The sequence below is a fragment of the Magnetospirillum sp. LM-5 genome, from assembly GCF_902729445.1.
GTDB lineage: Bacteria > Pseudomonadota > Alphaproteobacteria > Rhodospirillales > Magnetospirillaceae > Magnetospirillum.
In genome coordinates this window covers 158,670-171,275 of sequence record NZ_CACVCE010000056.1, presented here as the reverse complement: position 1 = coordinate 171,275, position 12,606 = coordinate 158,670, and the positions used below count along the sequence as shown (strand labels likewise).

Here is a 12,606-nt window from a genome sequence, read left to right as displayed (position 1 = left end):
CGGAAGGGCAGCCATGCGATCGGCGCAGGGGGTGTGTTATGCTGTCGGGGCAACTGGAAGGCCCGTTCGCCCGTGACCCCAAAGACACGCCTGCTGATCGGCGGATTGAGCGCCTGCGCCGTGGCCCTGGGGCTGGGGCGCTTCGCCTTCACCCCGATCCTGCCCTTGATGCAGGCCGCCCACGGGCTGGACACCCAGTCGGCCGGCTGGCTGGCGGCATCCAACAATCTGGGCTATCTGGCCGGTGCGGTATGGGCCGGGCTGATCGCCACCGACCGCGGACGCCATCTGGCCTTCACCGCCTGCCTGGTGGTGGTGGCGGCATCGCTGGCGGCCATGTCCCTGACCTCGGTCGAATGGGTGTGGAACCTGATCCGGCTGGTGGCCGGCATCGCCTCGGCCCTGGTGTTCGTGCTGGGTGCGGCGCTAGTGGTCCCGGCCTTGGCCGGCCTGGGGGCTGCCCGGCTGACCGGAGTGCATTTCTCGGGCGTCGGGCTGGGCATCATCTTGTCCGGTTCGGTGATCGCCTGGGCCGGCGGATGGGGCGGCGACAATGCCGCCTGGCTGACCGCAGCCGCCTTGTGCGGCGTGCTGTCGGCGGCCTCGGCCTGGGGCTTGCGCCATGTCCACGGCAGCGGCGCCGCCGGGGTCAGCCATCCGGCGCCGGCCCCTTTCTCGCTGGGGTGGTTGTCGGCGGCCTATTTCTGCGCCGGGCTGGCCTATATCGTGACCGGCACCTTCCTGGTGGTGGTGGTCCGCGCCACCCCGGGACTGGAACCCATCGCCAACCTGTCCTGGATCGTGGTCGGACTGGCGGCGATGCCGTCTTCCGCCGCCTGGGCGCTGTTCGCCGCCCGATTCGGCTTCCGCCTGGCCCTGATCTTCGCCCATCTGCTGATGGCGGCCGGGGCCGGCCTGCTGGCCATCACCGACAGCGCCATCGGCGCCATGGTCTCGGCCTTGTTGTATGGCGGCACCTTCTTGGGGATCGCCGGCATGGCCATGGCCTTCGGCCGGGCCATCGCGCCGGCGCACCCGGCCCGGGCGATGGGCATGCTGACGGCGGCTTTTTCGGTCGGACAGATGATCGGCCCGGTCGCCGCCGCCTTCCTGGCCGATTGGGGCGGCTGGATGCCGGCGCTGCTGATGGCCGCCCTGGTCACCCTGGCCGGCGTGCCGATGCTGATGGCGGGAAAGCGCTGACCCTTCCCGAACCGATATCGCTTGCGGTATATTCTTACCAGATGTCGATCGATGGAATGCCGGTCATGAGCAACCGCGATACCGCGACCTTGTCGTCCAAGTACCAGATTTCCATTCCCAAGGCGGTCCGCGTGGCGAAGCACTGGAATGCGGGTCAGCGATTCGCCTTCATTCCCAAGGGCGACGGCGTGCTGCTGGTGCCGGTCCCCGACCGCGACACTCTGGCCGGTCTGGCCGAGGGCGCCCGGGCGGAAGATTTCCGCGACCGGCAAGACCGCACCTGATGCGGCTGATCGACACGTCGGCGTGGATCGAGTGGCTGATCGGGTCGCCGACCGGTACCGAGGTGGCAGGCCTTCTGCCCGACAGCGCGTCGTGGCTGGTGCCGACCATCGTTCAACTGGAATTGATGAAGTGGCTGACTCGGGAAGTGGGCGAAGACAAGGCCGATCAGGTGATCGCCTTCACCCACACCTGCCAAGTCGCCGCCCTGGACACCGCCCTGGCCCTTGCCGCCGCCGAAATGGCCCGCACGCATAAGCTGGCGACCGCCGATGCGATCGTCTATGCCACGTCATTGGCCTTCGACGCCGAATTGGTGACCTGCGACCAGCATTTCGCCGGGCTGCCCGGCGTGACGCTGGTGCGAAAAAGGCCCTGATCAGCCCTTCTTCTGGCCGATCCTAGGTTCCTCGCCCTTCAGCAGGCGGCGGATATTGGCATGGTGGCGGATGAAGCCCAGCACCGCCAGACCGGCGGCCATGGCCGCATGTTCCGGCCCCGACAGGAAATACGCCATCACCGGCGCGGCGGCCAAGGCCACCAACGCCGACAGCGACGAAATCTTGAAGATGCGCGCGACCACCAGCCACACCAGACAGGCGCCCAACCCGGCGAACGGCGAGGCGGCGATCAAGGTGCCCAGCGTGGTCGCTACGCCCTTGCCGCCCTTGAAGCCCAGCCAGATCGGGAAATTGTGGCCCAGCACGGCCGCGAAGCCGGCCACCAGCAGGGCCTGCTCGCCGGCCAGATACAGGGCCGCCAGGGCGGCGATGGCGCCCTTGCCGCCGTCCAGCAGCAAGGTGGCCAGGGCCAGCCCCTTGCGGCCGGTGCGCAAGACGTTGGTGGCGCCGATATTGCCCGAGCCGATGGCGCGGATGTCGCCCAATCCGGCGGCCATGGTCAGCACCAGCCCGAACGGGATGGAACCCAGCAGATAGCCGCCCAGCGCGGCGAGGGCGAGATCAAACGTCACGGCGAAACACCGTGCGGCCATCGACGATGGTCCTGAGCACCAATCCCTGCACCGGACGGGCGTCGAACGGCGAGTTCTTCGATTTCGAGCGGAAGCGATCGGGTTCGATCTTCCAGCCGCGCGCGGGATCGAACAGCACCAGATCGGCGGCGGCGCCGACCTTCAGGCGGCCGCCGGCCAGCCCCAGGATGTCGGCCGGCCCCGAGGTCACCCGGCGCAAGGCGTCCAGCAGGCCCAGATGGCCGTCATGCACCAGTTCCAGGGTGATGGGCAGCAGGGTTTCCAGCCCGACGCCCCCGAACTCGGCCTGGGCGAAGGGCTGGCGCTTGGAATCGGCGTCCTGCGGCGCGTGGTCCGAGGCGATGGCGTCGATGGTGCCGTCCTTCAGGCCGTCGACCACGGCGCGGCGGTCTTCCTCGGCGCGCAAGGGCGGCGAAAGCTTGGCGAAGGTGCGGTAATCCTTCACCGCCAGCTCGTTCAGGGCGAAATAAGGCGGCGCGGTGTCGCAGGTCACCGGCAGGCCGGCCTGCTTGGCCTTGCGGATGATGGCGACGCCGTCGGCGGTCGAGACGTGGGCGGCGTGATAGCGCCCGCCGGTCATCGCCACCAGGCGCATGTCGCGTTCCAGCATGATCGCCTCGGCGGCGGCCGGGATGCCCGACAGGCCCATGCGGGTGGCCAGTTCGCCGGCATTCATCGCGCCGCCCGAGGCCAGCGACGGATCTTCCGGGTGCTGGACGATCAGGGCGCCGAAGGTCGCGGCATAGGACAGCGCCCGACGCATGGTCTGGGAATCGCCGATGGCCTTGACGCCGTCGGTGAAGGCCAGGGCGCCGGCTTCCATCAGGAAGCCCATCTCGGCCAGTTCCTTGCCTTCCAGCCCCTTGGTGGCGGCGGCATAGGGATAGACCTTGGCCAGGCCGATCTTGCGGGCGCGGCGCGCCACGAATTCCACCGTCGCCACCTCGTCGATGACCGGGTCGGTGTTGGGCAGGCACACCATGGCGGTCACGCCGCCGGCCACCGCCGCCTCGCCGGCCGAGCGCAGGGTTTCCTTGTGTTCCTCGCCGGGCTCGCGCAATTGCACCCGCATGTCGATCAGGCCGGGGGCCAGGCAATGGCCGGAGCAATCGACCACCTCGATACCCGACGGAACGCCGCCCTGGAACAGGCCGGGTCCGACGTCGGCGATGGTCTCGCCATTGGTCAGAAGGGCGCCGGGCCGGTCCAGGCCCGAGGCGGGATCAAGCAGGCGGGCGTTGACATAGGCCACCAGGCCGGCAGGCGCAGGCTTCGACATCACACGGCCACCTGATTGGGAATGTTGCGGGTCAACAGGTCGAGGCAGGCCATGCGCACCGCCACGCCCATTTCGACCTGCTCGCGGATCAGCGAGCGCTCGACATCGTCGGCGACGTCGGAATCGATCTCGACGCCGCGATTCATCGGGCCGGGATGCATGATCACCGCGTCGGGCTTGGCCATGGCCAGCTTCTCGCGGTCCAGACCGAAGAAGTGGAAATATTCGCGAATCGACGGAATGAAGTTGCCCTTCATCCGCTCGTTCTGGATGCGCAGCATCATCACCACATCGACGCCGTCCAGGCCCTTGCGCATGTCGTGATAGACATCGACACCCATGCGATCGACCGCTGTCGGCATCAGGGTCTTCGGCCCGATCAGACGGACCTGGGCGCCCATGGTGTTCAACAGATAGATGTTCGAACGCGCCACCCGCGAATGCACCACGTCGCCGCAGATGGCCACCGTCAGCCCGGCCAGCCGGCCCTTGTGGCGGCGGATGGTCAGCGCGTCCAGCAGCGCCTGGGTCGGGTGCTCGTGGCTGCCGTCGCCGCCGTTGATCACCGCGCAATTGACCTTTTCCGACAACAGCTTGACCGCGCCGGAATCAGGGTGACGGACCACCAGAGCGTCCAGGTGCATGGCGTTCAGGGTCATCGCCGTGTCGATCAGCGTCTCGCCCTTGGCGACCGAACTGGCCTGGGTCTGCATGTTGATGACGTCGGCCCCCAAGCGCTTGCCGGCCAGTTCGAAGCTGGTCCGCGTCCGGGTCGAGTTCTCGAAGAACAGGTTGACCAGGGTGCGGCCGCGCAACAGGCTCTTGCGCTTGTCGATGGACCGGTTCTGATCGACATAGCCGTCGGCCAGATCCAGGATGGCGGTGATCTCCTGCGGCCCCAAGCCCTGGATGCCGAGGAGATGGCGATGCGGAAAGCGTTGGTCGGTCATGGGGCCGAACTATAGGGCGGCTCGCGTGGGGCTGCAAGCGCACCCATCATATCTGCCATGGCTTTTGGTCTGGTGACGGGAGGTGTGCGCTTCGGGTATGTTTTGACGGAAATCAAGACTGGACGCCCCAAGATTGTCTCAATCCTTCGAGAATGTCCGACTGGTCCTGGCGGAGCCCAATCCCGACATCCGCATTGGCCTGCGTGCGGCGCTGACGGCTGCGGGGTTTCGTGCCATCACCGAAACCGCAAGCTATGTCAGGGTTCACGATCTGCTGGCCCATGACAGCGTCGATCTTCTGATCTCGGCCGCCGAACTGGAAGGTAACGACGTCGGCTTCCTGATCTCGGAAAACCGCAATCAGCGCCTTGGCCCCAATCCGTTCCCGCTAGCCATCACATTGCTGGGCAACCGAGGCCCCGCCCGCGTGCGCCAGGTCATCGATTCCGGCACCGACGACCTGCTGCTGACGCCGGTGGCCGCCGACCAGTTGCTGGGGCGCATTCGCCGGCTGTATCACCGCCGCAAGCCGTTCGTGGTCACCCACGATTATACCGGCCCCGACCGCCGCAACCAGGCCCGCGCCTTCGGGACCCACCAGGCCCCGATGATCGAGGTTCCCAACCCATTGCGCCTGCGCGCCGAGAACGGGATCGACGGCACGCGGATGGAATTGCTGATTCGCGAGCAGGCGACCTTGTTGAACCGCATCAAGATCGAGCGCCATGCGGTGCAGATCAACTGGCTGGCTGACCATGTCCACGCCACCATTCGCGACGGAATGTCCAGCCACGCGGTCAACCTGATGCCGTTCACCAACAAGTTGCTGTCGGTGGCCGAGGATCTGATCCGGCGCATGAAGAACACTCCGGCCGAGGCTCATGTCGCCCCGGTGGCCGAACTGCGCGAGCTGGCCCACCGCCTGGACGGCGCGCCCGATTCCATCCCCTATAGCGAGCTCGAGCGGCTGAACGGCCTGGCCAAGGCGATCGGCCGCAGCCTGGCAGCCGTCAGCCCGCCGGCTCAGGTTGCCTGACCGCTGCGGCGGGCAGCGTGAAGAGGAAAGTGCTGCCCTGACCGGGCGTCGATTCGATCCAGATCCTGCCGCCATGGTGCTGGACGATCTTGCGGCAGACCGCCAGCCCAATGCCGGTTCCCTCGACAGAGTCCTTTTGCACCAGACGCTGGAAGATCCCAAACGCCCGATCAAAGTCGTCGGCGGCGATGCCCGTGCCGTTATCGGCGACACTGACCTGCCAGAAGCCGTCCCCGACGTCTTGCCACGCCACATCGATGACCGGAGCCCGATCGGGTGAGCGATACTTGATGGCGTTGCCGATCAAATTCTGGAACAACCGCGTCAGCTCGATATGGTCGCCCGCCACTTCGGCAGGCCGATCGGGGATCGTGATCCGCGCCTGGCCTTCGTTGATGGCCGGCGCCAGATTTTCCATAGCGTCGGCCAAGGGCGCTGCCAGATCGATCGGCAACAGCGTGCCTTCGCCGCGACCGACGCGGGAATATTCCAACAGGCCCAGGATCAGCGCATCCATTCGCTTGGCGCCGCCGACGGCGAAATTCAGGAAATCCCTGATTTCGGCGGGCAGGTCGGGGCCCAACTTGCGTTCGACCAGGGCCAGATAGCTGCTGATCATCCGCAAGGGCTGGCGCAGGTCGTGGCTGGCGACATAGGCGAATTGTTCAAGCTCGGCATTGGACCGGGCCAGGTCGTCCATGGCCTTCTCGATGGCACGGACAGCCGAACGTTGTTCGGTGATATCGCGGGAAAACACCGCGACCTGGCGGACCTTGCCGTTATCGTCGGCGACCGGATGGATCCGATTGTCGAAGATTCTTCCCTGCCGCTCGTCAATGTCGTGCTGCGGCTGCCCGCTGGTCCACACCTGTTCCAGTAGCTGCCGTCGCGACTCCGCCAGGGATGGCGGCAACAGCGCGAAGAAGTTGGTTCCGACCAGGTCCTTTGGTTCCTTGCCGAATCTGGCGGCCAGGGATTCGTTGACCGCCAGCAGGTTGCCGTCACGGTCGAACAGCATGGCGGCGTCGATGGTGGCGTTCATCAGGGCCTTGGCCAGGGCCTCGCTTTCCTGCAAGGTCTGCTCGGCCCGCTTGCGCATGATAATGCCGGCCAGGGTGTCGGCGAACATCTCGAGGAAACGCTGTTCCTTGGCATCTTGGCGATGTCCGGGGGCGACATAGGTGTTCAACACCCCCAGCACCTCGCCTTCGGCGTGAATCGGCACGCAATAATGGCCGTGATCGCCCATGCCGTCGAAACCGAAGGTGTGCCGATGGTCGAGGTGATCGGCGAACACCACCGTTCCGGTCGCCGCCGTGCCGCACAGACATTGGCCGATGGCGACGCGTTGGCACCCTTGGCAGATTTGATCGGGCAGATTGCGTTGCGCGACCATCGTCAGCGAGGCGCCGTCACGGACGAACACCGCACCGCGCGCCTCAAGCGACAGCCAGGGCAAATCCAGCAGTTCGGCCAGCGCCGCGTCCAGCACCTGGGCCAAGGACTGTCCGCCCAGGGAATGGCGCAAGCAATTGGCCAACGCTTCGGTGGTGGCAAGGTTCCATTCCATCATCGCCTGGGCGGCGCGGCGTTCGCTGATGTCGCGGAAAATGTTGACCGCGCCGACGACTCGGCCCCGCTCGATCAACGGCGCAGTGGAATATTCGACGGGAAAATTGCTGCCGTCGGCGCGCCAATAGACCTCGTCCTCGACGCGCAGCACCAGACTGCCGCCCTTGTTGTCCATCACCTGTCGGATAGGACAGGTCTCGATCGGGTAAGGAGTGCCGTCGGCGTGGTGATGGTGGGTCTGCTCGTGCAGGACCTCGCCGATCCCGAAATCGTCGGCCCAGCCCAGCATCCGCCGGGCGCCGGCGTTGATGAAGGTCACCTTGCCGTCCAGATCGATCCCGCAAATGCCTTCGCCCACCGAGGCCAGCACCAGGTCGCTGCGACGCCGGGCTTGCTCGGCGTCGATGCGCAAACGCACCAGCTCCATCATGGTCCGATGGATGATCAGGCTGGCCCCCACCGACGCCACCAGGAAGACGAACGCCAGGCCAAACAGATAGTTGGCCTCGCGGTTCCAGCCCGCCAGATAATCCTTGGACGAAACGCCGACGACCAGGTGAAGCGGCCAATGGGCCACCTTGCGGTAGAAGAAAAGGCGCGTCAGGCCGTCGACCCCCGACACCGTCTCGTAATATTGCGGCCGGGCGTTGGTCGCGATCAGATCGCGCAGGGCCTGAGACGGCGTGTTGATCCCGCTGGTCGGCCCGCTCAGCGGCGAGTGCCGCGCCACCAGGGTCAGCCGGTCGTTCCACAGCCCGACGCTGCCATTTTCGCCGATGTCGATCGACGCGAACATCCGAGACAGCGATTCGACGGTCAAAGCCACGTGGACGGTGCCGGCGAACTTGCCGTTCACCGGCAGTCGTGGCGGGCCAGGATGATCATCGGCGCCGAGACCAGCCGCCCGACGATGGGCGACGAGATGTAAAGGCCTTGTTCCGGATGGTCGCGGGGGGTGATGAAATGCTCGCGGTCGGCGATGCTGACGCGGGCGCTGGAACCGGCATTGGTCACCGCATGGACGACGATGCCGTCGGCATCGATGACCCTCAGGCCCAAGGCCTCGGGCAGACGGGCATCGTGGCGGGCGAGAAAGAGGTCGAGCGTGGCACGGTCGATGCCACCGGCCACTTCCTGGCGGTGAATCTCGTCGATCACCGCCAGCAAGGTCAGATCGACCTTTTCGATGAAGCGGGCCATGTTCTCTTCGAGAACCCGGCCGTAATTGTCGGCAATCATGATCGCCTTGGCGCGTTCATGCTGATGGTTCCAGCTCAGAACCATGCCGACAAGGCCGAACACCAGCAGATTGAGCACCACGACGACGCCGAGAAGCCGGGCAAACCCCGGCAACACGCCGTTCCTGTCCATTGACACGACCATTCGCGCCCCTGTGAGCTAGGCTGGCCCCGACACCCTTTGGTATAATAGACCAAGGTATCGGGACCGACAAGGCACTGGGGCTAGGCCTTGGCGGACTTCTTGGCCGGGGCCTTCTTGGCGGCGGTCTTTTTCGCGGCTGCTTTCTTGGCCGGGGCTTTCTTGGCGGGGGAAGACGTCTCGGCCTTGGGTGCGGCGGCCTTGGCCTTGCGGCCCGTCTTCTTGGCCGGTGCCTTGGCAGCCTTGGCGGCGATCAGCGGCAGGGCCGCTTCCAGCGTCACCGTCAGCGGGTCGGTGCCCTTGGGCAGGGTGGCATGGATGCCGTCGCGGCTGACATAGGGGCCATAACGCCCCTCATGCACCGTCACCGGCTTGCCGTCATGCTCGCCCAGGGTGCGCAACGGGCCGGCGGCCTTGCCGCGCGCCTGGGACAGCAGTTCCATGGCGCGGTTCATGCCGATGGTCAGCACGTCGTCGTCCTTGGTCAACGACTTGTAGACGCCGTCATGCAGCAGATAGGGACCGAAACGGCCGACACCGGCGGCGATGTTCTTGCCGGTCTCGGGGTGGGTGCCGACCGGACGCGGCAGATCCAGAAGCTTCAGGCCGATCTCGAGGCCGACATCGGCCGGTTCCAGCCCCTTATACAGCGACACCCTCTTGGGCTTGGGGCCGTCGCCGCGCTGGACGTACCAGCCATAGGGCCCCTTGCGCAGGGAGATGAGCTCGCCGGTGGCCGGGTCGGTCCCCAGTTCGCGGGTGGTGTCGCCGCCCTCGGGCGCGCCGTCGCCGTCGGTGCCCACCGTCAGCGGCCGGGTGAAGCGGCATTCGGGATAGCTGGAACAGCCGATGAAGGCGCCGAACTTGCCCAGCTTCAACGACAGCCGGCCGGAATTGCAGCCCGGGCACAGGCGCGGGTCGTGACCGCCCGGCTGTTCGGGGAAGAAATGCGGCCCCAGTTCGCGGTCCAGCGTCTCGATGACTTCCGAGACGCGCAGTTCCTTGGTGCCCTCGACGGCCCCCAGGAAGTCGCGCCAGAACGCCTCGAGCACCTTGCGCCAGTCGATCTTGCCGTCGGACACCTCGTCCAACTGATTTTCCAGATCGGCGGTGAAATTATATTCGACGTAGCGGCCGAAATAGCTTTCCAGGAAGGCGGTGACCAGGCGGCCGCGATCTTCCGGGATGAACCGACGCTGGTCCAGACGGACGTAATTGCGTTCCTGCAGCACCGTCAGGATCGAGGCATAGGTCGAGGGCCGGCCGATGCCCAGCTCTTCCAGACGCTTGACCAGGCTGGCTTCGGAATAGCGCGGCGGCGGCTGGGTGAAATGCTGTTCGGGGGTGACCTTCTGGCGGCTCATCGCCTCGCCTTCGGTGACGTCGGGCAGCAGCCGTTCGGATTCGTCCTCGTCGGGGCTGGCCGGCGCGTCGTCGCGATCCTCGCGATAGACCTTCAAGAAACCCTCGAACACCACCACCGAGCCGGTGGCGCGAAGCACGGTCTTCTTGCCCTCGCCGGCGATGTCCACCGCCACCTGATCCAGCTCGGCCGCGGCCATCTGGCTGGCCACGGTGCGCTTCCAGATCAGCTCGTACAGGCGCAGCTGGTCACGATCGAGATACTTGGCCACCTGATCGGGCCGCCGGAACATGTCGGTCGGGCGGATACATTCGTGCGCTTCCTGGGCGTTCTTGGCCTTGGCCTTGTAAAGCCGGGGCGAGGCCGGCACATAGGCCTTGCCGAAATCCTTGCCGATCAGGTCGCGGGCCGCCGCGATCGCCTCGGCGGCCATCTGCACGCCATCGGTACGCATATAGGTGATCAGACCGACCGTCTCGCCGCCGATATCGACGCCTTCGTACAGGCGCTGGGCCAATTGCATGGTGCGGCTGGCGCCCAGATGCAGCTTGCGGCTGGCTTCCTGCTGCAGGGTCGAGGTGGTGAAGGGCGCATAGGGGTTGCGCTTGGCCTTCTTGCGCTCGACCTTGTCGATATGGAACCGGTCGGACTCGATGGCCAGCTTGGCCGACTGGGCCGCCGCCTCGTCGCCCAGCGAGAACTTGTCGAGCTTGATCCCATTCAGATGGGTCAGGTTGGCGGTCAGCGCCTGGCCCTTGGCGGTCAGGAAATCCACCGCCACCGACCAATATTCCTGGGTCTTGAAGCGCTCGATCTCGGTCTCGCGCTCGCAGATCAGCCTGAGCGCCACCGACTGCACGCGACCCGCAGAACGCGAGCCCGGCAGCTTGCGCCACAGAACCGGCGACAAGGTGAAACCGACCAGATAATCCAGGGCGCGGCGCGCCAGATAGGCATCGACCAGATCCTGATGGATGTCCCTGGGATTCTTCATGGCGTCCAGGACGGCACTCTTGGTGATCTCGTTGAACACCACGCGCTTGACGTCCTTGCCCTTCAGGGCGCCCTTTTCCTCGAGCACCTGGCGGACATGCCACGAAATCGCCTCGCCCTCGCGATCCGGATCGGTGGCCAGGAACAGTTTGTCGGCCTTCTTGACGGCGGCGGCGATTTCCTTGATCTGGCGTTCCGACTTGCCGTCGGCCACCCAATCCATGGCGAAGCCGTCATCGGGGCGCACGCTGCCGTCCTTGGCCGGCAGGTCACGGATATGGCCGTACGAGGCCAGGACCTGGAAATCAGGGCCAAGATACTTGTTGATGGTCTTGGCCTTGGCAGGCGATTCGACGACGACGACCTTCATCCGGCCCCGATCAGGTACGAGAAAATGCTTCAGATGCCAGCCAGCAGCGCCACCTGATTTCCAGGCAGCCGCTCCAGGCGACCGGCCAGCTCGAGCTCGAGCAGGACCAGGGACACCACGGAAGCAGACAATTGGCATTCGCGGATCAGCAAGTCAACCGTCACCGGAGCAGGACCCAAGCTTTCCAGCAAAAGAGTCCGGGCGTGCGCCAGCTCGGATTCATCGACAATCGCTTGGGGAGCGGCGGCGAACACAGCCTTGCGACCCTCGGCCAACGGCCGGCGCAGCATGTCGTTCAAGACCGCCAGGACGTCGGCGGTCCCTTCGGTCAGAGTGGCGCCATGGCGGATCAGGTCGTTGGGCCCCTGGGCGCGCGGGTCCATGGGATGCCCCGGAACGGCGAACACCTCGCGGCCCTGGTCGGCAGCCATGCGCGCCGTGATCAGCGACCCCGACTTCAACGAGGCCTCGACCACCACCACGCCTAAGGACAGGCCCGAGACGATGCGGTTGCGCCTGGGAAAATGGCTGGCTTGCGGCTGGGTGCCGGGCGGCATTTCCGACACCGCGCAGCCCATGGCGACGATGTCGTCGTAAAGCCGGGCGTTTTCCGGCGGATAGACCACGTCGATCCCGCCCGCCATCACCGCCACGGTGCCGCCCGACAGCGCACCTTCATGGGCGGCGGTGTCGATGCCGCGCGCCAGCCCCGACGCCACCACCAGCCCGTCGCCGGCCAGTTCGGCCGCCATGCGCCGGGTCAAGCTGCGGCCGTTGACCGAGGCGTTGCGCGCGCCGACCATCGCCACCATCGGCCGGGTCAGAAGCGAGGCGTTGCCCCGGGCATAAAGGATCGGCGGGCCATCGTCGATGGCGGCCAGATAGCGCGGATAGCCCGGCTCGCACGCCGCCAGCACGGTGCAGCCCAGATCCAGCGCCGCCGCCATTTCGCGTTCGGCGGTTTCCTTGGGGCAGATGACGATCGGCCTGGCCCGGCCGCCGCGCTTGGCCAGTTCGGGCAGGGCCGCCAGCGCGGCCGAAGCCGAGCCGAACCGTTCCAGCAGGCGAATGAAGGTGCGCGGCCCGACATTCTCGCTGCGGATCAGGCGCAGCCAGTCAAGACGCTCTTGCGGCGAAAGGGTTCGTGTCGCCTCGCTCATGGCGCGCAGAGTGGGCCATTGCAT

At 66.2% G+C, this 12,606-nt stretch carries 11 protein-coding genes; 4 read left to right on the top strand and 7 right to left on the bottom strand.

Going from position 1 to position 12,606, the window contains the following annotated elements; genetic code table 11:
- The first annotated feature begins 72 nt into the window (after window positions 1-72).
- The 3 genes from MTBLM5_RS16080 to MTBLM5_RS16070 all read left to right on the top strand — a co-directional run bounded on the left by MTBLM5_RS16080 (window position 73) and on the right by MTBLM5_RS16070 (window position 1,864).
- Window positions 73-1,203 carry a YbfB/YjiJ family MFS transporter gene (locus tag MTBLM5_RS16080; protein WP_173977070.1) on the top strand — a complete coding sequence of 377 codons (1,131 nt, stop codon included), beginning with the start codon at window positions 73-75 and terminating at the stop codon, window positions 1,201-1,203.
- Between the two features lie 65 nt (window positions 1,204-1,268).
- Entirely contained in the window at window positions 1,269-1,487 is a 219-nt protein-coding gene (locus MTBLM5_RS16075) for an AbrB/MazE/SpoVT family DNA-binding domain-containing protein (RefSeq protein ID WP_173977069.1), read from the top strand.
- Window positions 1,487-1,864 (top strand): type II toxin-antitoxin system VapC family toxin, encoded by a 378-nt coding sequence (locus tag MTBLM5_RS16070; RefSeq protein ID WP_173977068.1) that lies wholly within the window; start codon window positions 1,487-1,489, stop codon window positions 1,862-1,864. The genes MTBLM5_RS16075 and MTBLM5_RS16070 overlap by 1 nt, the downstream gene beginning before the upstream one ends.
- On the opposite strand, the gene plsY is transcribed toward MTBLM5_RS16070, so the two are convergent.
- Genes plsY through MTBLM5_RS16055 form a run of 3 tightly spaced genes read right to left on the bottom strand, consistent with a single transcriptional unit; the run spans window position 1,865 to window position 4,708 of the window.
- On the bottom strand, window positions 1,865-2,479 hold the full coding sequence (gene plsY, locus MTBLM5_RS16065) for a glycerol-3-phosphate 1-O-acyltransferase PlsY (RefSeq protein WP_173977067.1): 615 nt from the start codon (window positions 2,477-2,479) through the stop codon (window positions 1,865-1,867).
- A complete protein-coding gene (locus MTBLM5_RS16060) occupies window positions 2,448-3,758 on the bottom strand; it encodes a dihydroorotase family protein (RefSeq protein WP_173977066.1) in 1,311 nt (436 codons plus the stop codon). The genes plsY and MTBLM5_RS16060 overlap by 32 nt, the downstream gene beginning before the upstream one ends.
- Window positions 3,758-4,708: an aspartate carbamoyltransferase catalytic subunit gene (locus MTBLM5_RS16055; RefSeq protein ID WP_173977065.1), complete on the bottom strand. Its 951-nt coding sequence runs from the start codon at window positions 4,706-4,708 to the stop codon at window positions 3,758-3,760. Before MTBLM5_RS16055 ends, MTBLM5_RS16060 begins: the two co-directional genes overlap by 1 nt.
- Window positions 4,709-4,841: 133 nt before the next feature.
- Here MTBLM5_RS16055 and MTBLM5_RS16050 point away from each other — a divergent pair, with 133 nt between their 5' ends.
- Window positions 4,842-5,744, top strand: a complete 903-nt coding sequence (locus tag MTBLM5_RS16050) for a hypothetical protein (protein WP_173977064.1) — start codon at window positions 4,842-4,844, stop codon at window positions 5,742-5,744.
- Here MTBLM5_RS16050 and MTBLM5_RS16045 read toward each other — a convergent pair.
- From MTBLM5_RS16045 to dprA, 4 genes are all read right to left on the bottom strand, one after another.
- Window positions 5,719-8,172 (bottom strand): PAS domain-containing protein, encoded by a 2,454-nt coding sequence (locus MTBLM5_RS16045; protein ID WP_173977063.1) that lies wholly within the window; start codon window positions 8,170-8,172, stop codon window positions 5,719-5,721. The genes MTBLM5_RS16050 and MTBLM5_RS16045 overlap by 26 nt on opposite strands.
- Complete coding sequence (locus MTBLM5_RS16040) at window positions 8,169-8,687, bottom strand: hypothetical protein (RefSeq protein ID WP_173977062.1); 519 nt, start codon at window positions 8,685-8,687, stop codon at window positions 8,169-8,171. The genes MTBLM5_RS16045 and MTBLM5_RS16040 overlap by 4 nt, the downstream gene beginning before the upstream one ends.
- A gap of 92 nt (window positions 8,688-8,779) precedes the next feature.
- Window positions 8,780-11,422 (bottom strand): type I DNA topoisomerase, encoded by a 2,643-nt coding sequence (gene topA / locus MTBLM5_RS16035; RefSeq protein ID WP_173977061.1) that lies wholly within the window; start codon window positions 11,420-11,422, stop codon window positions 8,780-8,782.
- A gap of 29 nt (window positions 11,423-11,451) precedes the next feature.
- Entirely contained in the window at window positions 11,452-12,606 is a 1,155-nt protein-coding gene (dprA, locus tag MTBLM5_RS16030) for a DNA-processing protein DprA (protein ID WP_254431093.1), read from the bottom strand.

Bases quoted from the DNA above. Each gene is read 5' to 3' on its own strand.
- MTBLM5_RS16075 (WP_173977069.1), top strand. From the start codon at position 1,269: ATGAGCAACCGCGATACCGCGACCTTGTCGTCCAAGTACCAGATTTCC.
- MTBLM5_RS16070 (WP_173977068.1), top strand. From the start codon at position 1,487: ATGCGGCTGATCGACACGTCGGCGTGGATCGAGTGGCTGATCGGGTCG.
- plsY (WP_173977067.1), bottom strand. From the start codon at position 2,479: ATGGCCGCACGGTGTTTCGCCGTGACGTTTGATCTCGCCCTCGCCGCG.
- MTBLM5_RS16060 (WP_173977066.1), bottom strand. From the start codon at position 3,758: ATGTCGAAGCCTGCGCCTGCCGGCCTGGTGGCCTATGTCAACGCCCGC.
- MTBLM5_RS16055 (WP_173977065.1), bottom strand. From the start codon at position 4,708: ATGACCGACCAACGCTTTCCGCATCGCCATCTCCTCGGCATCCAGGGC.
- MTBLM5_RS16040 (WP_173977062.1), bottom strand. From the start codon at position 8,687: ATGGACAGGAACGGCGTGTTGCCGGGGTTTGCCCGGCTTCTCGGCGTC.
- topA (WP_173977061.1), bottom strand. From the start codon at position 11,422: ATGAAGGTCGTCGTCGTCGAATCGCCTGCCAAGGCCAAGACCATCAAC.
- dprA (WP_254431093.1), bottom strand. From the start codon at position 12,606: ATGCAATGGCCCACTCTGCGCGCCATGAGCGAGGCGACACGAACCCTT.